This window comes from Streptomyces sp. 840.1 (assembly GCF_003751445.1).
Taxonomy (GTDB): Bacteria; Actinomycetota; Actinomycetes; order Streptomycetales; family Streptomycetaceae; genus Streptomyces.
Genome location: NZ_RJUU01000001.1, coordinates 2,740,567 through 2,760,856, shown reverse-complemented (window position 1 = coordinate 2,760,856; position 20,290 = coordinate 2,740,567). Strand labels below are relative to the sequence as shown.

The following is a 20,290-nucleotide window of genomic DNA, read 5'->3' as shown; positions in this document are numbered from 1 at the left end:
AGGGCCATATGCGATATGCGATGAGGGTGACGAAAGAGGGGGCGGCTCACGCCGTCCGGCGGCGGCGCAGCGGTGACAGCAGCCGGTCGAGGGCGACCAGCACCGTCTCCACCAGCAGGGCGAGCACGGCGACCAGCAGAGCCCCCGCGACCACCTGCGGGGTGTTGTACGTGTTGAAACCGGCGGTGATGATCCGCCCGAGACCGCCCTGGCCGACCATCGCGGCGATCGTCGCCGTGGCCACCACCTGGACCGCGGCCGAACGCAGCCCGGTCATGATCATCGGATAGGCCAGCGGGAGCTCGACCCGGAGGAAGAGCTGGCCGCCCGACATGCCCATCCCGCGCGCGGCCTCCGTCACCGAGCGGTCGACGCCGGTCATCCCGACGTAGGCGTTGGTCAGCAGCGGCGGCACGGCGAACAGCACCAGGGCGATGACCGTCGGCACGTATCCGCTGTTGCGCAGCGGCGAGACCATGAAGAGGGCCAGCACCGCGAAGACCGGGACCGCCCGCCCCACGTTGGAGATGTTGACGGCCAGCGCGCCGCCCCTGCCGATGTGCCCCAGGAAGAGCGCGACGGGCAGCGCTATGGCGCAGGCCAGGAGGAGCGCCACGCCGCTGACGTACAGATGCTCACCGAGCCGGTGGCTCACCCCGCTCTCCCCCGACCAGTTGGCGCCGGTGGTGAGCCAGGTCCAGGCCTCGCCGAGAACTCCCATGGGGTCAGACCGCCTTCGCCGTGACGGCCGTGTCCACGGCGTCGTGGTTTCCCGATATGCGCGTCCACGGGGTCAGCAGCCGCTGCACGCCGAGCAGCAGCAGGTCCGCGACGACCGCGAGCAGTACGCAGAGCACCGAGGCGGCCAGCACCTGGGCCTTGAAGAAGCTCGGCAGGGCGTCGTCGATGAGGTTGCCCAGACCGCCCCGGCCGACGATCGAACCGATGGTCGTCAGCGCGATCGTGGAGACCGTGGCAATCCGTATTCCGGCCATCAGCGCGGGCATCGCGAGCGGCAGCTCCACTTCCCACAGGAGCCGGGCGGGCCCATAGCCCATGCCGAGCGCGGCCTCCTTCGCCTCCTCGGGGACCGCTTCCAGGCCCGCCAGGATGTTGCGTACGAGGATGGTCAGCGAATACAGCACCAGCCCGGTGACGACCAGGGCCGCGGAGAGTCCGAATAGGGGCAGCAGCAGCGAGAACATCGCGAGCGACGGCACGGTGTAGAGCACCGTGGTCAGCCCGAGCACCGGTCCGGCGAAGCGCCGGCTGCGGCGGGCGAGCAGTGCCAGCGGGAATGCGACGGCGACGCCGATCGCCACCGAGACCGCGGTGATCCAGATGTGCTGGACCGTGGCATCGGTCAACTCCTGGCTGCGGGAACGGAGATACTCCCCGCAGATCCAGTCGTTCGTCACCAGGCAGTTCTGTGCGGCCATCTTGTCCCCCACCTCCCGATCGCCCACTCGTACTGATGTCCGGCGAGCCTATCCTCGACCACTGACAATCACGGAAGCCGTTGTATTCCAGCAACATGTCCTTCACAAAACACGCGCCACAATGGGGAACCATGATCCGTTTCGAGCACGTCACCAAGCGGTATGCGGACGGCACCACCGCCGTCGACGGCCTTTCCTTCGAGGTCGCCGAGGGTGAACTCGTCACGCTCGTCGGACCGTCGGGGTGCGGCAAGACGACCACGATGAAGATGGTGAACCGGCTGATCGAACCGACCGAGGGCCGGATATTCCTCGACGGGGACGACATATCGGCCATCGACCCCGTCCAGCTTCGCCGGCGTATCGGCTACGTGATCCAGCAGGTCGGGCTGTTCCCGCACCGGACGGTCCTGGAAAACACCGCTACCGTGCCCCATCTCCTGGGCTGGAAACGCGGAAAGGGCCGCGAACGCGCGGCGGAACTCCTCGATCTGGTCGGACTCGATCCTTCCGTTTATGGTGACCGCTATCCGGAACAGCTGTCCGGCGGTCAGCGCCAACGCGTGGGTGTGGCAAGGGCGCTGGCGGCCGACCCGCCCGTACTGCTGATGGATGAGCCTTTCGGCGCGGTCGACCCGGTCGTCCGGGAACGGCTCCAGAACGAATTCCTCAAGCTTCAGGCGCAGGTCCGCAAAACGGTGCTCTTCGTCACGCACGACATCGAGGAGGCGGTCCGCCTCGGGGACCGTATCGCCGTCTACGGGCAGGGCTCGATCGAGCAGTTCGACACACCGGCCACCGTGCTCGGCGCCCCCGCCACGGACTATGTCGCGGACTTCGTCGGCGCCGACCGAGGGCTGAAGCGGCTCTCGGTCACCCCCATCGAGGAGAGCGACCTCGACCAGCCGCCGGTCGTCCACCTCGACGACCCGCTGGCCACGGCGACCGAGCGGCTGCGGGCCCAGGGCGCGCGCTGGGCCGTCGTGCTCGACGGCGACGACCATCTGCACGGCTGGATCCCGGCCGGTGACGCGCTCACCGCCACCGCCGGCACGGTCCGCGAGCACGCCCGGCGGATGGAGGCGTGGCTGCCCGTCGGCGCCCCGCTCAAGCAGGCGTTCGCCACCATGCTCCAGCACGACGCCGGCTGGATCGCGGTCATCGACAAGGACAGCGCGGGGCGGTTCCTCGGCGTCCTCACCCCGGCCCGCCTGCACGAGGCGCTGCGCCGGTCGATCGACGCGGACGACCGGGCGGTGCCGCGCGCCGAGGTGGCCGTGGAGAGCGTCGCCAGCGTGTCGGGCGGGACGGGCGCAGCGGGCGGGACGGCAGAGGCAGGCGGGGCGGGCGGGGCGGGCGCCAAGACCGCCTGAGGTGATGCGCCCGCGCCGGTTCAGTTCTCGCTGAGCCGGCTGCTCAGCCACACCAGGGCGGCGGGAATCTCCCGGCGCCAGGTGTTGAAGTTGTGCCCGCCGCTGGCGAGCACGATCGAGGAGGCCTGCGCGGGCGACTTCACCTTGGCCAGGAACTTCCGCGTGTCCGCGTAGTTCGCCTCGCCGTGGCGGGAGGTGGTCACCAGGAACGACGAGTCGGGCATCGGCCGGTGGTCCAGGGTCCACAGCAGATCGGCGTGGTCCCGGGCCTGCTGGTCGCCGTGGAAGAGGTCGCCGGTCGTCGGGTCCTCGGCCGCCTTGTAGTACGCGGACAGCCCCGCGCTCGCCGTGAACCGGTCCGGGTGGTGCAGCCCGATCTTCAGGGCGCAGTAGCCGCCGGTCGAGTTGCCGATGATGCCCCAGTTCCGGGCCCGGTGGCCGACCCGGTAGGCGGCCGACACCGCCCGCGGCAGATCCTTCGCGAAGAACGTCTCGGTCTGCGGCCCGCCCTTTATGTCGACGCACTCGGTGTCCCGGGGCGGTGCCAGCGTGGGCCGCAGCATCACCAGGATCATCGGCTGCGACCGTCCGGCCTTCACCTGATCGAGTGCCGTACGCGGGTAGCGCAGCCCCTTGAGGAGGTTCTCCGAAGTGCCCGGGTAGCCCGTGAGCACCACCACCGCGGGGAACTTCCGCCGGGCGTACGCCGCCTGGAAGTACTCCGGCGGCAGGTACACGTACGCCGAGCTCTCGATCCCGGAGTGCGGCCCCGCGACCACCACCTTGTCGATCCGGCCGCCCCTGGTGGCCAGCGAACCGCCCGGCCCGTCGGGCCGCTGCGTCCCCACCCGGACGATGTTCTTCGCGGCCAGGGTCCCGGCCGCGTGATCGGTGACCACGCCCAGGTCCTGCTTCTGGCCGAACAGGTCCGCCCAGGAGCCGTAGAAGAGGAACGAGTTGTTGGCCATCAGGCCGACCGAGGCGAAGACCGCCACCTGGGTCGCGAGGAGCAGGCCGACCCTGCCGAACACCATGGGGACGCTGCGCCGGGCGAACCTCGGCCACAGCCAGATCGTGACGGCGAACAGCACGACGGCCAGCGTGATCGCCAGGATCAGCACTGCCTTGCCGGTAAGGCCCATGGCGGTTGAACTTTCTTGTCTGGAAATTTCCTGGATACGGGTGAACCCTCCGCCCGGAAGGCTCGTCCTAGAGGTCGCACAGCGTCCGCCGGGCTCCGGCCGACGTACTCCAAAAATCTCTCGCGGAACCACGGGAAGCGATGTCTGTCACGCTAGATGGGGATAAATCGGGATCGGTTCCGAATACTGCACGCAAGTTCGTGCGCGGACCGCGGCCCGAAACCGTACCGGTGCTCGTCGGCACCGCCTGCACCGTAGTCGGCCTGATCGACGTCGCCGCCGGAGTCTTCCCACGCTTCCGCCACAGCCGGATGCACACCCTCGCCGAGGTACTCCCCGGCGCTCTCGGCCCCTTCGCCGCCGCGCTCTCGCTGAGCGCCGGCGTCCTGCTGCTGCTCCTGGCCCACGGCCTCAAGCGGCACAAGCGAAGGGCCTGGCGGGCCGCCGTCGTACTGCTGCCGGCCGGTGCGCTGTCGCAGTTCCTCTACCGGCACTCGGTGCTGGGCGCGGCCGTCTCCCTGACGCTGTGCTACCTGCTGGTACGCCACCGGAGTGAATTCGCGGCCCTGCCCGACCCGCGCAGCCGCTGGCGGGCCCTGGCCAACTTCGTCCTGCTCGGCGCGGGTTCGCTCGGCCTCGGGCTGGTCATCGTCAGCGTCCACCCCGGCCGGCTGGTCGGGAACCCCAGCATCGCCGACCGGCTCCAGCACGTGCTGTACGGCCTGTTCGGCTTCGAGGGCCCGGTCGAGTACGCCGGGGTCACCTCCTGGACCGTGGCCTACTCGCTGGGCGCGCTCGGGCTGCTGACCGCCGTCACCACCATCTACTTCGCGTTCCGCCCCGAACATCCCGCCGCCCGCCTCACCGAGGACGACGAGGCCCGGCTGCGCACCCTGCTGGAGCGGCACGGCCGCCGCGACTCGCTCGGCCACTTCGCGCTCCGCCGCGACAAGGCCGTGGTGTTCTCCCCCAGCGGCAAGGCCGCCGTCTGCTACCGCGTGGTGTCCGGGGTGATGCTGGCCAGCGGCGACCCGATCGGTGACGTGGAGGCCTGGCCCGGCGCCATCGAACGGTTCATGGACGAGGCCAGGGCCCACTCCTGGACCCCGGCCGTGATGGGCTGCAGCGAGACCGGCGGCGAGGTCTGGACCCGTGAGACCGGACTCGACGCCCTGGAACTCGGGGACGAGGCGGTGGTGGATGTCGCGGATTTCTCCCTCGCCGGACGCGCGATGCGCAACGTGCGCCAGATGGTGAAGCGCATCGAACGTGGTGGATACGTGACCCGGGTCCGGCGGGTGGCCGATATCGGTGAGGCCGAACTGGCCCGGATCCGGCACGCCGCGGCCGACTGGCGCGGCACCGACAACGAACGCGGCTTCTCCATGGCGCTCGGCCGGATCGGGGACGGCGCCGACGGGGACTGCTTCGTCGCCACCGCCCACAAGACCGACGAACAGAGTGCCGATTCCCCCTACGGCGATCTCAAGGCCGTCCTCCACTTCGTCCCCTGGGGCACCGACGGAATGTCCCTGGACCTCATGCGCCGCGACCGCGCCGCCGACCCGGGGATGAACGAGCTGCTGATCGTCGCATCGCTCCAGGCCGCTCCCCGGCTCGGCATCACCCGCGTCTCGCTGAACTTCGCGATGTTCCGCTCCGCCCTGGCCCGCGGCGAGAAGCTGGGCGCCGGACCGGTGCTGCGCATCTGGCGCGGCCTGCTGATCTTCCTGTCGCGCTGGTTCCAGATCGAGTCCCTGTACAAGTTCAACGCCAAGTTCCGGCCCCGCTGGGAGCCCCGGTTCGTGGTCTACCGCACCGCCCGCGACCTGCCCCGCATCTCGCTGGCCGCGATGCAGGCCGAGGGCTTCGTCAGCTTCGCGCTCCCGCGTGTGCTGGCCCGCCGGCTGCCTGCGCGCGGGCAGCGGCCCTGCGCGCACGCCCGGCCCTCCTCACCGGAGCAGGGCGTCCACGCGGCGTGAGGCGGCCCGCCACGGGCCTAGGCTGGTCGTATGAGTACGTTGCGTGGACGCGGCACGGTCCAGGGCCTGCCGGAGTGGGACCGCTGTGCGGTCATGGGCGTCGTCAATGTGACCCCCGACTCCTTCTCCGACGGAGGCCGCTGGTTCGACACCACGACGGCCGTCAAGCACGGCCTCGACCTGGTGGGCGAGGGCGCCGACCTGGTCGACGTCGGCGGTGAGTCGACCCGCCCCGGCGCCAGCCGGGTGGACGAGTCCGAGGAGCTGCGCCGGGTGGTCCCGGTGGTCCGCGGACTCGTCTCGGAAGGCGTCACCGTCTCCGTGGACACCATGCGGGCCCGGGTCGCCGAGCAGGCCGTCGACGCGGGCGCCGTCCTCGTCAACGACGTGAGCGGCGGACTCGCGGACCCGGACATGGTCCCGGTCGTCGCCGCCGCCGGAGTGCCCTTCGTCGTCATGCACTGGCGCGGCTTCAGCGAGTCGATGAACAGCCGTGCGGTGTACGGGGACGTCGTCGCGGAGGTCGTCGGTGAACTGCGGACCCGGATGGACGCCGTGGTGGCGGGCGGTGTCGCCGCGGAGCGCATCGTGATAGACCCCGGTCTCGGCTTCGCCAAGGACGCCGGCCACGACCTCTCGCTCATCGCCCGCCTGGACGCGCTGCACGCACTGGGCCGCCCGCTCCTGGTCGCCGCCTCCCGGAAGCGCTTCCTGGGCCACGTACTGGCCGGTGCGGGCGCCGCCCCGCCGCCCGCCCGCGAACGGGACGCGGCCACCGCCGCGATCTCCGCGCTCTCCGCCCGCGCCGGTGCCTGGGCCGTCCGCGTCCACGAGGTACGCGCCACCGCCGACGCCGTACGCGTCGCCCGCGCAGTCGAGGGAGCCGCGTGAACGAGTCGCACGACGAACACGCCGACGCGGCCGCCGACATCGAGGCGGTCGAGCTGGCCAACACCGCCTTCTACGAGGCGATGGAACGCGGCGACCTCGAGGCGCTCACCGGGCTCTGGCTGCCGGGCGAGGACCTCACCGTCTCCTGCGTCCACCCCGGCTGGCCGGTCCTCACCGGCCGCGGCGAGGTGCTGCGCAGCTACGCGCTGATCATGGCCAACACCGAGTACATCCAGTTCTTCCTGACCGACGTCGGGGTCTCCATGACGGGCGACACCGCCCTGGTCACCTGCACCGAGAACATCCTCAGCGGCGGACCGGCCGAGGAGGGCAGCTCGCTGGGGCCGCTGGTGGGCCAGCTCGTGGTCGCCACCAATGTGTTCCGGCGCACTCCCGAGGGCTGGAAGCTCTGGTCCCACCACGGCTCGCCCGTACTGGCCGAAACCGGCGAGGAAGAGGACGAAGAATCCCCCTCCTGAATGGGTACGAGCCCGGTGGGGAACCGAATAGCGACTCCCCGGGATTGGAATCGGGCCCTTCGGGGTATCTGCGGCTACCCGGCCCTGTGCGGTGCGCCGTGGCCCCCACGGGCGAGTGCTGTCGGTGCTCGCAGGTAGATTCCAATGAGGGCAGGACGCCGCCCGCACGCGGCGTGTGCCCCTACGACCAACAACAGCAGGAGTGATTCGCGTGGATCGTGTCGCGCTGCGCGGCCTCAAGGCCCGTGGGCACCATGGCGTCTTTCCCCGGGAACGGGAAGAGGGTCAGACGTTCATCGTGGACCTGGTGCTCGGCCTCGACACCCGCCCCGCGGCAGCCGCCGACGACCTGACGAAGACCGTGCACTACGGCGTGGTCGCCGAGGAGGTCGTCGACGTCGTCAAGGGCGAACCGGTCGATCTGATCGAGACGCTCGCGGAGCGCATCGCCCAGCAGTGCCTCAAGCACGAAGGCGTCCAGGAGGTGGAAGTCGTGGTGCACAAGCCGGATGCGCCCATCACCGTCCCCTTCGACGACGTCACCATCACCATCACCCGGAGCCGAGCATGACTGCATTTTCTACCGAGGGGCAGAGCGACCCGACCGTACAGCCGGTTCCCGCCTCCGTGGTCGAACAGGTGGACGCCGCGGACATCACCCTCTCCAACCCCAAACGCGCCGTGATCTCCCTGGGCTCCAACCTCGGCAACCGCCTGGAGACCCTCCAGGGCGCCATCGACGCCCTGGAGGACACCCCCGGCCTCCGGGTCAAGGCGGTCTCCCCGGTGTACGAGACGGAGCCCTGGGGCGTCGAGTCCGGCTCCCAGCCGTCGTACTTCAACGCGGTGGTCGTCGTGAAGACGACGCTGCCCCCCTCCTCACTCCTGGAGCGCGGCCAGGCCATCGAAGAGGCCTTCGACCGGGTCCGCGAGGAACGCTGGGGCCCGCGCACCATCGACGTCGACATCGTGGCCTACGCCGATCTGGTCTCCGACGACCCGGTGCTCACCCTCCCGCACCCCCGGGCCCGCGAGCGCGCCTTCGTCCTCGCCCCGTGGCACGACGTGGATCCGGCGGCCCAGCTGCCCGGCGTCGGCCCGGTCGCGGATCTGCTGGCCGGTGTCGGCCGGGGCGGCGTACTGCCCCGGGCCGACCTGGAACTCCGGCTGCCCGAGTAGTCGTTAGGCTCTCAGGAACAGCAGGAAAGATCACAGGCGGCGAAGGGCGGCTCACCCGGTGAAGCAACTACGGCTCGGAGTACTGGCGGGCCTCTTCGCCGCAGCCGGGGTGCTGTCCTGGGGCGGCGCCCGCCTCTGGGACGCCCTCGGCACCCTGCCGAGCGTGCCGCTGGCCGCGCCCATCGTGCTCGCGGTCATCGCCGTCGTCCTGCTGGCGACGGCACTCTCCATCCGCTCCCGGCTGCGCGCCCAGCGTGAGCGCCGGCCGGGCGCGAAGGGCGTGGAACCCATGATGGCGGCCCGCGCCGTGGTCTTCGGCCAGGCCAGCGCCCTCGTCGTCGCCCTGGTCGCCGGGATGTACGGCGGCGCGGGCGTCTTCCTGCTCGGCTCCCTCGACATGCCGGCCCGCCGCGACCAGGCGATCTACGCCGGCTTCGCGGTCCTGGCCGGCATCGCGGTGATCGCGGCCGCCCTCTTCCTGGAGCGCGTCTGCAAGCTCCCCGAGGACGAGGACGACAACAAGAACGCGGCGGGGGCCTGAGGGCTGTCTGGCGTGTTTTGAAAGTAGCGTCGTCCGCCCGGAGGGCGGGCCGGCGCCGCCGGGCAGACGGGACTTTCAAACACGCCCTAGGTGTACTGACCCGTGAGGTTGGGGACGCGGCTGGCGGGTGGCTGGCCCTTGAGTGCGGTGTGTCCGCGGTGGTGATTGTAGGTGTGGAGCCATCGCGGGTAGGCGTCGCGTCGCTCGGTCTCGGTCCGGTAGGTCTGGGCGTAGGCCCATTCGTCCAGAAGGGTGCGGTTGAACCGCTCTACCTTCCCGTTGGTCTGGGGCCGGTAGGGACGGGTCCGCTTGTGTGAAATCCCCTGTCCGGCAAGGGAGTTGCGCCAGAGGTATGACTTGTAGCAGGAACCGTTGTCGGTCAGGACCCGCTGGACGGTGATGCCGGCAGCGGCGAAGTAGGCGTGGGCCCGTTGCCAGAATCCGACGGCGGTTTCCTTCTTCTCGTCGGTGAGGATCTCGCTGTAGGCCAGGCGGGAATGGTCGTCGACAGCGTTGTGCAGGAAGCTCATGCCGGCCTTCGCCCGGTTTTTGCGGCCCGCTTGCCGGCCGAGGACCTTGTGGCCTCCGCCGTCGGGGATGTTGCCGAGCTTTTTGATGTCGACGTGGACGAGGTCGCCGGGGGCGGCGTGCTCGTAGCGGCGGATCACCCGGCCGGTGGCCCGGTCGAGGTGAGCCAGGCGGGCGAGTTTGTAGCGGGTCAGGACACGGTGGACGGTCGCCGGGTTCAGCCCGAGGAGATACGCGATGCGGGCCGGGCCCCAGCGCCGCAGGACGCGGACCCTGATGATCCGCCGCTCGGTCCGCGTCGGTGTCCGGCCTGGGCTGTGGTGGGGCCGGGAGGAGCGGTCGGCCATCCCGGCCTCGCCCTGCTCGCGGTAGCGGACTGCCCACCGCTGAGCGGTGGTCGTCGAGACCTGGAAGCGCTCGGCGGCCCGGCGCAGCGGCCAGCCGTCGTCCACGACGCAGCGGGCCAGACGCAGACGTCCGGTCTCGGTCAGGGGTGCATTACGGTGGGACATGAGGGCCTTCTGGTCGTTCGTGTAGATGTCGCAATCCACACCGAACCCGGAAGGCCCTCACTCGTTCAAGATCCCCAAGCCGTGGAATCCGTCACCAACCTCCGTGGACAGAACACCTAGGCCCACCGCCGGGTCAGCGGGCCATGATCAGGCTCATCGCCTCGGCCCGCGTCGCGGGGTCGCGGAGCTGGCCGCGCACCGCCGAGGTCAGCGTCTTCGCCCCGGGCTTGCGGATACCGCGCATCGACATGCACATGTGCTCGCACTCCACGACGACGATGACGCCGCGCGGCTCCAGGATCTTCATCAGGGACTCCGCGATCTGCGTGGTCAGCCGCTCCTGGACCTGCGGCCGCCGGGCGTAGACGTCCACCAGCCGGGCCAGCTTCGACAGACCGGTGATCTTTCCGCTGGTCGCCGGGATGTACCCGACGTGCGCGACCCCGTGGAACGGCACCAGGTGGTGTTCACAGGTGCTGAAGACCTCGATGTCCTTGACCAGCACCATCTCGTCGTGGCCGAGGTCGAACGTGGTCGTGAGGACGTCCTCGGGCGTCTGGTAAAGGCCGGCGAATATCTCCTTGTACGCCCGCGCCACCCGCCCGGGGGTCTCCAGCAGCCCTTCCCGGTCCGGGTTCTCCCCCACGGCGAACAGGAGCTCGCGAATGGCCGCGGCGGCCCGCTTCTCGTCGAACTCGCCGATCGGACCCTGGCCCTCCAGCGTCACCGGGTCGGTCATCTGTGCCTCGTTCCTCTGAACTGTCATCTGCGTGGAAATCCGCGCAGATATACGAAAGCCGCGCCCCCACAGGCTAAAACCTGGAGGGCGCGGCTTCCATTCCGGGCCGGGTCGAACCCCTGTGACGGGGGTCGCACCGTCCGGTGACTAGCTCTCGGGACGCTCCTCGGGGATCGACTCGGTGGGCGGGACGATGTCCGCGACCGGAGAGCCGTTCGCCGTGGTGGCGCCGTTGGTGAGGGCGAGCTCCTTCGGGGAGAGCACCGGCGGCCGGGTGGACGGCGTGCGCCGGGCGGACCCGGTCCACGCCGGACGAGCCGGACGCTTGACGATCGGAGCGAAGATCTCGGCGATCTCCGCCTTGCCGAGGGTCTCCTTCTCAAGGAGCTGGAGAACCAGGGCATCGAGAACGTCGCGGTTCTCGACCAGGATCTCCCACGCGTCGTTGTGCGCGGTCTCGATGAGCTTCTTGACCTCTTCGTCGACCAGCGCGGCGACCTCTTCCGAGTAGTCGCGCTGGTGGCCCATCTCGCGGCCCACGAAGGGTTCGGTGTTGTCGCCGCCGAACTTGATCGCGCCGAGCCGCTCCGTCATGCCGTACTGCGTGACCATCGCGCGGGCCGTTGCGGTGGCCTTCTCGATGTCGTTCGCAGCACCGGTGGTCGGATCGTGGAAGACCAGCTCCTCGGCCGCGCGCCCGCCCAGCATGTAAGCCAGCTGGTCGAGCATCTCGTTGCGCGTCGTGGAGTACTTGTCCTCCTCCGGGAGCACCATCGTGTAACCGAGGGCGCGGCCGCGGGAGAGGATCGTGATCTTGTGGACCGGGTCCGACTGAGGTGAGGCCGCCGCGACCAGGGCGTGTCCGCCCTCGTGGTACGCGGTGATCTTCTTCTCCTTCTCGGACATGATCCGGGTCCGCTTCTGCGGGCCCGCCACGACGCGGTCGATGGCCTCGTCGAGCATGTTGTTGTCGATGAGCTTCTGGTTGCTGCGCGCCGTGAGGAGCGCCGCTTCGTTCAGCACATTCGACAGGTCGGCACCGGTGAAACCGGGCGTACGACGGGCAACGGCGCCGAGATCGACGTCCGGTGCGACCGGCTTGCCCTTCTGGTGGACCTTGAGGATCTCCAGCCGGCCGATCATGTCCGGCCGGTCGACCGCGATCTGCCGGTCGAAGCGGCCCGGACGCAGCAGCGCCGGGTCGAGGATGTCCGGCCGGTTCGTGGCGGCGATCAGGATCACGCCGCCCTTCACGTCGAAGCCGTCCATCTCGACGAGCAGCTGGTTCAGCGTCTGCTCGCGCTCGTCGTGACCGCCGCCCATACCGGCACCGCGGTGCCGGCCGACGGCGTCGATCTCGTCGACGAAGACGATCGCCGGGGCGTTCGCCTTGGCCTGCTCGAAGAGGTCACGCACCCGGGAGGCACCGACACCAACGAACATCTCGACGAAGTCGGAACCGGAGATCGAGTAGAACGGGACGCCCGCCTCGCCCGCGACGGCGCGTGCGAGCAGCGTCTTGCCCGTACCGGGAGGCCCGTAGAGCAGGACACCCTTGGGGATCTTGGCGCCGACGGCCTGGAACTTCGCCGGCTCCTGGAGGAACTCCTTGATCTCGTAGAGCTCCTCGACCGCCTCGTCCGAGCCCGCCACATCGGCGAACGTCGTCTTGGGGGTGTCCTTGGTGATCAGCTTGGCCTTGGACTTGCCGAACTGCATGACCTTGGAGCCGCCACCCTGCATCTGGTTCATCAGAAACAGGAAGACGACCACGATGAGGACGAAGGGCAGCAACGAGAAGAGGATCGAGACGAACGGGGACTGCTTCGACGGCGAGACGGTGTAACCCTTCTCGATGTCACCGCTCTCGAACTTCTTCTGCAGGGTGTCGGCCAGCTCGACGCCCTGGTTGCCGATGTAGCTCGCCTGGAACTTGCTGCCGGACTCGCCGGAGAGTTTCTGGCCGTCCTTCAGCTCAATCTTGAGGATTTGATCGTCACCGGTGGTGAGCTTGGCCTGCTCCACCTGGTTCTTACTGATCGCCTGGATCACCTTGCCGGTGTCCACCGTCTTGTAGCCGCCGGACGAGCCGACGACCTGCATCAACACGACCACGGCGAGGACGGCCAGCACGATCCACATGACCGGCCCACGGAAGTATCGCTTCACGTCCATCCATACGGAGCGAAGTCGCCCCGTCCCTCCTGCCCGTAGGTAAATGCTGCGTGTGAGTAAAGACTGTTCTTCGGACGGTACCCCAGCATTGTCACCGACGACCGCCGGGGACGTCTGTCAAACCCGCCTTCGAAGGCTCAACGGCGGGAAATCGGTGAGGGTTCCCCGGAGTCGGCACCGGTTCGCGCGGGCCCTGCTCAGCCGCCGTAGACGTGCGGGGCGAGCGTGCCGACGAACGGGAGGTTGCGGTACTTCTCCGCATAGTCCAGCCCATAGCCGACGACGAACTCGTTGGGGATGTCGAAGCCGACCCACTTGCAGTCGAGCGCGACCTTCGCCGCGTCGGGCTTGCGCAGCAGGGTGCAGATCTCCAGCGAGGCGGGCTCGCGCGAACCCAGGTTCGACATCAGCCAGGACAGGGTCAGACCCGAGTCGATGATGTCCTCGACGATCAGGACGTGCTTGCCCTTGATGTCGGTGTCCAGGTCCTTGAGGATCCGGACGACACCGGAGGACTGGGTGCCCGCGCCGTACGAGGAGACCGCCATCCAGTCCATGGTGACGGGGGTGGACAGGGCCCGCGCCAGGTCCGCCATGACCATCACCGCGCCCTTGAGGACACCGACGAGGAGCAGGTCCTTGCCCGCGTACTCCGCGTCGATCTTCGCGGCCAGCTCGACGAGCTTCGCGTCGATCTCTTCCTTGGTGAGGAGCACCGACTGAAGGTCGGTACCCATGTCCTTCTCGTTCACCCGCGTCTCTTTCTTTGCCTGCCGGGTCCGGGTGGTGCCCCGGACCTGCGCGGCCGCTCGCCTGCATGTCAGCCGCTTCTGCGTCAGCTCTGCCGAATCACCAGTCTGCCACCCTGGCGCAGGGCTTCGACGCGGCCGGGGAGGTTGATGGCCTGCTGGCCGCGCCAGCCGGTGATGAGGCGGTCGACTTCCTCGATGTGCCGGGCGAACAGGGAACCGGCCGGGGAGCCCGCCTCTATGGCCGCCCGGCGCAGTACCCGGCGGCGGACGGCGGGCGGCAGGGCGCAGAGCTTGGCGCACTCCAGGCGGCCCGCGTCGTCGCGTACGTCACGGTCGGCCTCGGCGGCCCAGGTGTCCAGGGCGTCGGCGTCGTCGCGGGAGAGCTGGGCCGTACGGGCCAGAGCCTCGACGACTCCTTTGCCCAGCGCCTTCTCCAGGGCGGGCAGGCCCTCGTGGCGCAGCCGGGAGCGGGTGTAGGCGGGGTCGATGTTGTGCGGGTCGTCCCAGACCGTCAGGGACTGGACCAGGCAGGCCTTGCGGGCGGTCTGCCGGTCGAGCTGGAGGAAGGGGCGGCGGTAGCGGCCGGCCGGGCCGGACGCGGCGGCCATGCCGGACAGGGAGCGGATGCCGGAGCCGCGGGCGAGGCCGAGGAGGACCGTCTCCGCCTGGTCGTCGCGGGTGTGGCCGAGCAGGACGGCGGCGGCGCCGTGGCGTTCGGCCGCCGCGTCCAGTGCGGCGTAGCGGGCGTCGCGGGCGGCGGCCTCGGGCCCGCCGTCGTGGCCGACGCGCACCGCGACGGCCTCGACCGGGTCGAGGTCCATGGCGGTGAGGCGGCCGACGACCTCGGTGGCCCGGGTGTCGGAGCCGTCCTGGAGGCCGTGGTCGACGGTGATGCCGCCGGCCCGGACGGGGAGTTTGCGGGCCTCGAAGGCGAGGGCGGAGGCGAGCGCCATGGAATCGGCACCGCCGGAGCATGCCACCAGCACCAGGGGGGTGTCGGGCCGTTCGGGAAGCGCGGCGCGCCGCCGGCCGGCGCCGGCCTCGGCGAGCTCGGGGTGCGGGGCGCGTCCGGCGTGCGGAGCGCGTTCGGTCTGTTCGGCGAAGTCGGTGATTACGTCGTGGAGTACGCGGCGGACCGCCAGGCGTATCGCCGCGACCGCAGGATGGGGACCCATGTCCGGTGCCCTTCGTGAAGTTTCGGAGAGGAGCCTCGGAGTGCCGGGACAGGAAAGAGTGCCGTCACTCAGAGTGCGTCGATGGTGACAGAGCAATGCCGTTCATCGAGCATTGCACGCCTTCCCATGCCCCTACGGTCCCTCGGATGGGTGATTACCGGCGCGTTTACCTGTGACCACGAGCCCCTGTTCGCGCCGTGATCATGACTCTGCCTTACGGTGCACCCTCGCGATCCAGTCCGCCGGCTTGGCGATCTCCGCCTTGGTCGGCAGGGTGTTGGGCGAGGTCCAGACCCGGTTGAAGCCGTCCATGCCGACCTCGTCGACCACGGCGCGCACGAACCGCTCGCCGTCCCGGTACTGGCGCAGCTTGGCGTCGAGGCCCAGGAGCTTGCGCAGCGCCTGGTCGAGCCGGCCGGCGCCACGCGCCCTGCGCTGCTGGAACTTCTCCCGGATCTCCCCGACGGAGGACACCACCTCGGGCCCCACGCCGTCCATCACGTAGTCCGCGTGCCCCTCCAGCAGGGACATCACCGCGGTGAGCCGGCCGAGGATCTCGCGCTGGGCGGGGGTCTGCACGACCTCGACGAGGCTGCGCCCGCCGTCCTCGCCCTCCTCACCCTCGGGCCGGCCGCCGGCCAGCGACTGGGCGGCCTCGCGGAGCCGTTCGAGCATGGTCATCGGATCGACGTCGGTCTCGTCCAGGAATGACTGGATCTCGCCCTGCAGATGGTCCCGGAGCCAGGGCACCGCGGTGAACTGGGTGCGGTGGGTCTCCTCGTGGAGGGCGACCCAGAGCCGGAAGTCGTGCGGGTCGACTTCGAGTTCACGTTCGACGTGGACGATGTTCGGGGCGACGAGCAGCAGCCTGCCGCCGCCGTCGGCGGAGGCGGGGAGGTCACGGGTGGCGGGGGCGAACGTCTCGTACTGGCCGAGGACCCGGGAGGCCAGGAACGACAGCAGCATCCCCACCTCGACCCCGGTGACCTTGGAGCCGACCGCGCCGAGCACGGCGCCGCCCGTGCCGCCGCCGCGGCGATCCTCCATCTTGTCCAGGAGGGGGCGCAGCAGTTCGCGGAAGCCCGCGACGTTCGCCTTGATCCAGCCGGCCCGGTCGACGACCAGGACCGGGGTGTCCTCCGGTTCGGTCCCCTCCGGGATCATCCGGGTGAAGGCGCGGACGTGTTCCTCCGCGGCCTTGGCGTGCCTGCGCAGCTCCGCGACGACCTCGCGGGCCTCCTCGCGGCTGATCTCCGGTCCAGGCCGCACAAGTCGGGTCGCGGTCGCAACCGCGAGATTCCAGTCGACCATCCCCGCACCACCGATGCTCGTCATGCGTCAACCGTACGTGCTCGGTCCCCGGGCCGAGCGGCAAACGGGTGGCCGCCGTCAGTGCTTGCCCGCGGCCAGGGTGGTGGCGAGCGAGTCGAGGGCGGACTGGGCCGCGGACGGGTCGGTGGTGCCCGATGCCAGGAAGGCGAACGCGAGCAGCCTGCCCTGCGGGTCGACGACCGTGCCGGCAAGGGTGTTGACGCCGGTGAGGGTGCCGGTCTTGGCGCGGATCAGGCCGGTGCCGCCGGACTTCGTCGTGTAGCGGCCGCTCAGCGTGCCGCTGAAGCCGGCCACCGGGAGCCCGGAGAGGACGGAGCGCAGTTCGGGGTGGTCCGGATCGGCCGTACGGGCGAGCAGGCCGGCGAGCAGCGCGGCGGTGACCTTGTCGTGCCGGTCGAGTCCGCTGCCGTCGGCCAGGACCACGCCCTTGAGCGGGAGTTTCAGCTTCTTCAACTGGGCGGTGACCGCCCGCCGGCCGCCGGCGAAGTCCGCCGGTTCGCCCGAGGCCAGCGCGGTCTGCCGGGCGAGCGCCTCCGCGATGTCGTTGTCGCTGTTGGTCAGCGCCCGCTCGATGAGCCCGGACAGCGGGGCGGAGAGGTGCTTGGCGACGGTACGGGACTTGGCTGCCGCCCGGCCCGCCTCGGGTCCTGACCCGGTGTCGACGCCGGCCTTGTCGAGCAGTTCGCCGAAGGCGTCGGCGGCGTCCCGGGCGGGGTCGGTGCTGCGCTCGGCGGGCCCGCTGGCAGTCTCGTCGAGGCGTCCTTCGTTGACCATCAGGGCGCTCAGCGGGGCGATGTTCTCGTTGGGGCCGATCGGGTGGAGTGCGGGGCCGGAGTAGCCGGAGGTGTCGTACCGGAGCCGGACCTCGCGGACGCCGGCGCCCTTGAGGGCGCGCGCGGTGTCGGCTGCCAGGGTGCGCAGCGCCGCCCGGTCGAGGGTGGGGTCGCCACCGCCGACCAGGGTCACGGTGCGGGAGTCGGCGGAGGCGCGGACGGCGGTGGGGATGCGGTGGTCGGGGCCGAGCGCGGTCAGGGCCGCGACCGTGGTGGCGATCTTGACCGTGGAGGCCGGCGTCATGGGCGCGTCGGCGCCCTTCCCGTACAGCCGCCTGCCGGTGGCGGTGTCGATGACGACGGCGCTGTGCCGGGTGCCGAGCGCGGGGTCCTTCAGCAGCGGGTCCAGTACGGAGCCGAGCCGCTCCGCCACGCCGTCCGGGGCCCCCCGGTCCGCGGCGGTACCCAGCGCCGCGAGCACGGCCGGGGCGCTGGGCGCGGGGGCCGGTCCGGCGGGCGCGTCGGGGTCGTGATGTACGCCACCCGTGCCGCCCCTGGCGGCCGCCCAGTCCTGCTCGGCCTTACGCTGACCCGAGTCCCAGGGGCCGGCGGCAAGGACGACGCCGGCTGCGAGCGCCAGGCCGAGGGTGGCGGACACGGCCGTGAACTGCCAGTCGCTCAGCCCGTTCCGCAGGCCGAGGCGGTCCGTCAGGGCCGCCCCGCTCAGCTTGCCGAACGGCTTGACCGACGGTCTTTTCACCGGATCGTCCACCGTTGACCAGCCCCTTTCGCGAGCACACATCTCCGTGGGGGACACTTAACCATCAGTCGTATGTGTTGATCATGGAGGAGCCACCCGTGGAGTTCGACGTCGTTATCGAGATTCCGAAGGGTTCGCGGAACAAGTACGAGGTGGACCACGAGACCGGTCGGATCCGTCTGGACCGTCGACTCTTCACCTCGACCAGCTACCCGGCTGACTACGGTTTCGTCGAGAACACCCTCGGCGAGGACGGCGACCCGCTGGACGCGCTGGTCATCCTGGAGGAGCCGACCTTCCCCGGCTGCCTCATCAAGTGCCGCGCCATCGGCATGTTCCGGATGACGGACGAGGCCGGCGGCGACGACAAGCTGCTGTGCGTTCCGGCCTCCGACCCCCGGGTGGAGCACCTGCGCGACATCCACCACGTGTCGGAGTTCGACCGCCTGGAGATCCAGCACTTCTTCGAGGTCTACAAGGACCTGGAGCCCGGCAAGTCCGTCGAGGGCGCCGACTGGGTCGGCCGGGTCGAGGCCGAGGCCGAGATCGAGAACTCGTACAAGCGCCTTGAGGCGCAGGGCGGCGCGCACTGACCTTCCACTGGCGGTTCCGTTCACGGTTCCGTTTGTGGCTCTGGGCACGCGACGGGCGGCACACCTTCACCGGTGTGCCGCCCGTTTCGCATGGGCACCCATCTCCACGGCCATACTGGGCAGGAGCGCTACCGAAAGACGCGCAGCCCGATGATGAGTGAGGTCAGTGGTGGCGGAGCCGGGCGGTCCCGAGGACCAGAAGCCCCAGTCCGACGAGGCACGCAGCGCGTTCTCCCACCCCGCAGGGGTGGGGAAGCCGGCGTCACCGTCCGAGGAGGACCACCCGACGTCGGAATTCGCCCTTCCGGCGGGCCTGACACCTGAGCCACAGGGCTCGGGAGCCGCCTCGGGTACGGGTTCCGCTTCCGGCTCCGGATCGCCCTCCGCCTCGGACTCGGTCAGCTCGGCCTTCGCCCCGCCGCTCACCTACAGCGCCCGGGACTCCCCCGCCTTCACGCCGGCGCACGGCATCCCGATGATCCGGCTGACCAAGGAAGCGCCCTGGCAGGACCGGATGCGCACGATGCTGCGGATGCCGGTGGCCGAGCGCCCGGCGCCGGAGCCGGTCCAGAAGCACGACGACGCGGGCCCCGCGGTGCCGCGCGTGCTCGACCTGACGCTGCGTATCGGCGAGCTTCTGCTGGCCGGCGGCGAGGGCGCCGAGGACGTCGAGGCGGCGATGTTCGCCGTGACCCGCAGCTACGGCCTCGACCGCTGCGAGCCGACCGTCACCTTCACGCTGCTGTCGATCTCGCACCAGCCCTCACTGGTCGACGACCCGGTGACGGCGAGCCGTACCGTACGCCGCCGCGGCACCGACTACACCCGGCTGGCCGCGGTCTTCCGGCTCATCGACGACATCACGACCGAGGAGGGCGAGGTCTCCCTGGAGGAGGCCTACCGGCGCCTCGCGGAGATCCGCAGGAACCGGCACCCGTATCCCGGCTGGGTGCTCACGCTGGCCGCCGGCGGACTGGCGGGCGCGGCATCGGTGCTGGTCGGCGGCGGGTTCGTGGTCTTCCTGATCGCGGCGCTCGGCGCGATGCTCGGGGACCGGCTGGCCTGGCTGTGTGCCGGGCGCGGGCTTCCGGAGTTCTACCAGTTCGTGGTCGCGGCGATGCCGCCCGCCGCGATGGGGGTCGCGCTGACCCTGACCCACTGGTCCGACGTCCGCCCCTCGGCGGTCATCACCGGTGGGCTGTTCGCCCTGCTCCCGGGGCGGGCCCTGGTGGCGGGCGTGCAGGACGGTCTGACCGGCTACTACATCACCGCGGCGGCCCGGCTCCTCGAAGTCATGTACTTCTTCATCGGCATCGTCGCCGGGGTGCTGCTGGCGCTGTACGGGGGCCTTCAGCTGGGGGCGGAGCTCGACCCGGAGGCCCGGCTCATCTCGCACGACCGGCCGGTGATCCAGATCCTGGCGTCGATGGTGCTGAGTCTGGCCTTCGCGATCCTGCTCCAGCAGGAGCGGTCCACGGTCCTCGCGGTGACCCTCAACGGCGGAGTGGCCTGGGTGATCTTCGGTGCGATGGCCCGGACGGGCGAGATCTCGCCGGTGGCCGCCACCGCGGTGGCGGCCGGTCTGGTGGGACTGTTCGGGCAGTTGTTCTCCCGGTACCGCTACACCTCGTCGCTGCCGTTCATCACGGCCGCGATCGGCCCGCTGCTGCCCGGTTCCGCGACGTACTTCGGTCTGCTCGGCATCGCGCAGAACGAGCTGGACCGGGGTCTCGCCTCGCTGTCGACCGCGGTGGCGACGGCCGGGGCCATCGCCATCGGGGTGAACCTGGGAAGCGAGATCTCCCGGCTGTTCATGCGGGTGCCGGGCGCGGTCGGCGGCGCGAACCGCCGCGCGGCCAAGCGGACGCGCGGCTTCTGAGGCGGCGGAGCGGCCCGCCCGGGGGTGGCGCGAGGGAGCCGGCAGG

The 20,290-nt window shown here is 70.4% G+C and carries 19 protein-coding genes; 9 read left to right on the top strand and 10 right to left on the bottom strand.

Features of this window, described 5'->3' with window-relative positions; genetic code table 11:
• Window positions 1–46: 46 nt before the first annotated feature.
• Both EDD93_RS12650 and EDD93_RS12645 read right to left on the bottom strand, forming a co-directional pair.
• The gene (locus EDD93_RS12650; RefSeq protein ID WP_123525248.1) at window positions 47–721 is read right to left on the bottom strand and encodes an ABC transporter permease; all 675 of its coding nucleotides are present in this window, start codon (window positions 719–721) and stop codon (window positions 47–49) included.
• A 4-nt stretch (window positions 722–725) separates the two neighbouring features.
• On the bottom strand, window positions 726–1,439 hold the full coding sequence (locus EDD93_RS12645) for an ABC transporter permease (protein ID WP_123527727.1): 714 nt from the start codon (window positions 1,437–1,439) through the stop codon (window positions 726–728).
• A gap of 131 nt (window positions 1,440–1,570) precedes the next feature.
• Between EDD93_RS12645 and EDD93_RS12640 the strand changes: the two genes are divergently transcribed.
• The gene (locus EDD93_RS12640; protein WP_260255704.1) at window positions 1,571–2,812 is read left to right on the top strand and encodes a betaine/proline/choline family ABC transporter ATP-binding protein; all 1,242 of its coding nucleotides are present in this window, start codon (window positions 1,571–1,573) and stop codon (window positions 2,810–2,812) included.
• Window positions 2,813–2,832: 20 nt separating this feature from the next.
• Here EDD93_RS12640 and EDD93_RS12635 read toward each other — a convergent pair whose 3' ends face one another.
• Window positions 2,833–3,954: an esterase family protein gene (locus EDD93_RS12635; RefSeq protein WP_123525247.1), complete on the bottom strand. Its 1,122-nt coding sequence runs from the start codon at window positions 3,952–3,954 to the stop codon at window positions 2,833–2,835.
• Window positions 3,955–4,094: 140 nt separating this feature from the next.
• On the opposite strand from EDD93_RS12635, the gene EDD93_RS12630 reads away from it, so the two are divergent.
• The 6 genes from EDD93_RS12630 to EDD93_RS12605 all read left to right on the top strand — a co-directional run bounded on the left by EDD93_RS12630 (window position 4,095) and on the right by EDD93_RS12605 (window position 9,026).
• Window positions 4,095–5,936 (top strand): phosphatidylglycerol lysyltransferase domain-containing protein, encoded by a 1,842-nt coding sequence (locus tag EDD93_RS12630; RefSeq protein ID WP_185092294.1) that lies wholly within the window; start codon window positions 4,095–4,097, stop codon window positions 5,934–5,936.
• 93 nt (window positions 5,937–6,029) lie between these two features.
• The gene (gene folP / locus EDD93_RS12625) at window positions 6,030–6,827 is read left to right on the top strand and encodes a dihydropteroate synthase (protein WP_185092487.1); all 798 of its coding nucleotides are present in this window, start codon (window positions 6,030–6,032) and stop codon (window positions 6,825–6,827) included.
• Window positions 6,824–7,306 (top strand): nuclear transport factor 2 family protein, encoded by a 483-nt coding sequence (locus EDD93_RS12620; protein WP_123525244.1) that lies wholly within the window; start codon window positions 6,824–6,826, stop codon window positions 7,304–7,306. Before folP ends, EDD93_RS12620 begins: the two co-directional genes overlap by 4 nt.
• A 211-nt stretch (window positions 7,307–7,517) precedes the next feature.
• Complete coding sequence (gene folB, locus EDD93_RS12615) at window positions 7,518–7,877, top strand: dihydroneopterin aldolase (RefSeq protein WP_123525243.1); 360 nt, start codon at window positions 7,518–7,520, stop codon at window positions 7,875–7,877.
• Window positions 7,874–8,485, top strand: coding sequence for a 2-amino-4-hydroxy-6-hydroxymethyldihydropteridine diphosphokinase (gene folK, locus EDD93_RS12610; protein ID WP_123525242.1), 612 nt, complete (start codon window positions 7,874–7,876; stop codon window positions 8,483–8,485). The genes folB and folK overlap by 4 nt, the downstream gene beginning before the upstream one ends.
• Window positions 8,486–8,543: 58 nt before the next feature.
• Window positions 8,544–9,026 (top strand): DUF3180 domain-containing protein, encoded by a 483-nt coding sequence (locus tag EDD93_RS12605; protein ID WP_123525241.1) that lies wholly within the window; start codon window positions 8,544–8,546, stop codon window positions 9,024–9,026.
• A gap of 86 nt (window positions 9,027–9,112) precedes the next feature.
• Here the strand turns inward: EDD93_RS12605 and EDD93_RS12600 are convergent, their stop codons facing one another.
• The 7 genes from EDD93_RS12600 to dacB all read right to left on the bottom strand — a co-directional run bounded on the left by EDD93_RS12600 (window position 9,113) and on the right by dacB (window position 17,784).
• On the bottom strand, window positions 9,113–10,066 hold the full coding sequence (locus EDD93_RS12600; protein ID WP_123527726.1) for an IS481 family transposase: 954 nt from the start codon (window positions 10,064–10,066) through the stop codon (window positions 9,113–9,115).
• A gap of 133 nt (window positions 10,067–10,199) precedes the next feature.
• Window positions 10,200–10,805, bottom strand: a complete 606-nt coding sequence (gene folE / locus EDD93_RS12595; protein ID WP_123525240.1) for a GTP cyclohydrolase I FolE — start codon at window positions 10,803–10,805, stop codon at window positions 10,200–10,202.
• A 147-nt stretch (window positions 10,806–10,952) separates the two neighbouring features.
• Window positions 10,953–12,980: an ATP-dependent zinc metalloprotease FtsH gene (ftsH, locus tag EDD93_RS12590; protein WP_123525239.1), complete on the bottom strand. Its 2,028-nt coding sequence runs from the start codon at window positions 12,978–12,980 to the stop codon at window positions 10,953–10,955.
• 197 nt (window positions 12,981–13,177) lie between these two features.
• Entirely contained in the window at window positions 13,178–13,717 is a 540-nt protein-coding gene (hpt, locus tag EDD93_RS12585; protein ID WP_037777945.1) for a hypoxanthine phosphoribosyltransferase, read from the bottom strand.
• Between the two features lie 98 nt (window positions 13,718–13,815).
• Window positions 13,816–14,907, bottom strand: coding sequence for a tRNA lysidine(34) synthetase TilS (gene tilS, locus EDD93_RS12580; protein WP_123525238.1), 1,092 nt, complete (start codon window positions 14,905–14,907; stop codon window positions 13,816–13,818).
• A gap of 201 nt (window positions 14,908–15,108) precedes the next feature.
• Window positions 15,109–16,242 (bottom strand): zinc-dependent metalloprotease, encoded by a 1,134-nt coding sequence (locus tag EDD93_RS12575; protein WP_123525237.1) that lies wholly within the window; start codon window positions 16,240–16,242, stop codon window positions 15,109–15,111.
• 54 nt (window positions 16,243–16,296) lie between these two features.
• Window positions 16,297–17,784, bottom strand: a complete 1,488-nt coding sequence (dacB, locus tag EDD93_RS12570; RefSeq protein WP_123525236.1) for a D-alanyl-D-alanine carboxypeptidase/D-alanyl-D-alanine-endopeptidase — start codon at window positions 17,782–17,784, stop codon at window positions 16,297–16,299.
• 86 nt (window positions 17,785–17,870) lie between these two features.
• Between dacB and EDD93_RS12565 the strand changes: the two genes are divergently transcribed.
• Together EDD93_RS12565 and EDD93_RS12560 are read left to right on the top strand one after the other, a co-directional pair.
• Entirely contained in the window at window positions 17,871–18,365 is a 495-nt protein-coding gene (locus EDD93_RS12565; protein WP_123525235.1) for an inorganic diphosphatase, read from the top strand.
• Between the two features lie 166 nt (window positions 18,366–18,531).
• Window positions 18,532–20,244, top strand: a complete 1,713-nt coding sequence (locus EDD93_RS12560; protein ID WP_123525234.1) for a threonine/serine exporter ThrE family protein — start codon at window positions 18,532–18,534, stop codon at window positions 20,242–20,244.
• Window positions 20,245–20,290 lie beyond the last annotated feature (46 nt).

What these genes read in the sequence shown, in the direction of transcription:
- ftsH (WP_123525239.1), bottom strand. Translation starts at nt 12,980, where the DNA reads ATGGACGTGAAGCGATACTTCCGTGGGCCGGTCATGTGGATCGTGCTG.
- EDD93_RS12645 (WP_123527727.1), bottom strand. Translation starts at nt 1,439, where the DNA reads ATGGCCGCACAGAACTGCCTGGTGACGAACGACTGGATCTGCGGGGAG.
- EDD93_RS12600 (WP_123527726.1), bottom strand. Translation starts at nt 10,066, where the DNA reads ATGTCCCACCGTAATGCACCCCTGACCGAGACCGGACGTCTGCGTCTG.
- EDD93_RS12650 (WP_123525248.1), bottom strand. Translation starts at nt 721, where the DNA reads ATGGGAGTTCTCGGCGAGGCCTGGACCTGGCTCACCACCGGCGCCAAC.
- EDD93_RS12630 (WP_185092294.1), top strand. Translation starts at nt 4,095, where the DNA reads ATGTCTGTCACGCTAGATGGGGATAAATCGGGATCGGTTCCGAATACT.
- folK (WP_123525242.1), top strand. Translation starts at nt 7,874, where the DNA reads ATGACTGCATTTTCTACCGAGGGGCAGAGCGACCCGACCGTACAGCCG.
- hpt (WP_037777945.1), bottom strand. Translation starts at nt 13,717, where the DNA reads ATGGGTACCGACCTTCAGTCGGTGCTCCTCACCAAGGAAGAGATCGAC.
- EDD93_RS12635 (WP_123525247.1), bottom strand. Translation starts at nt 3,954, where the DNA reads ATGGGCCTTACCGGCAAGGCAGTGCTGATCCTGGCGATCACGCTGGCC.
- tilS (WP_123525238.1), bottom strand. Translation starts at nt 14,907, where the DNA reads ATGGGTCCCCATCCTGCGGTCGCGGCGATACGCCTGGCGGTCCGCCGC.
- folP (WP_185092487.1), top strand. Translation starts at nt 6,030, where the DNA reads ATGGGCGTCGTCAATGTGACCCCCGACTCCTTCTCCGACGGAGGCCGC.
- EDD93_RS12575 (WP_123525237.1), bottom strand. Translation starts at nt 16,242, where the DNA reads ATGACGAGCATCGGTGGTGCGGGGATGGTCGACTGGAATCTCGCGGTT.
- EDD93_RS12640 (WP_260255704.1), top strand. Translation starts at nt 1,571, where the DNA reads ATGATCCGTTTCGAGCACGTCACCAAGCGGTATGCGGACGGCACCACC.
- folE (WP_123525240.1), bottom strand. Translation starts at nt 10,805, where the DNA reads ATGACCGACCCGGTGACGCTGGAGGGCCAGGGTCCGATCGGCGAGTTC.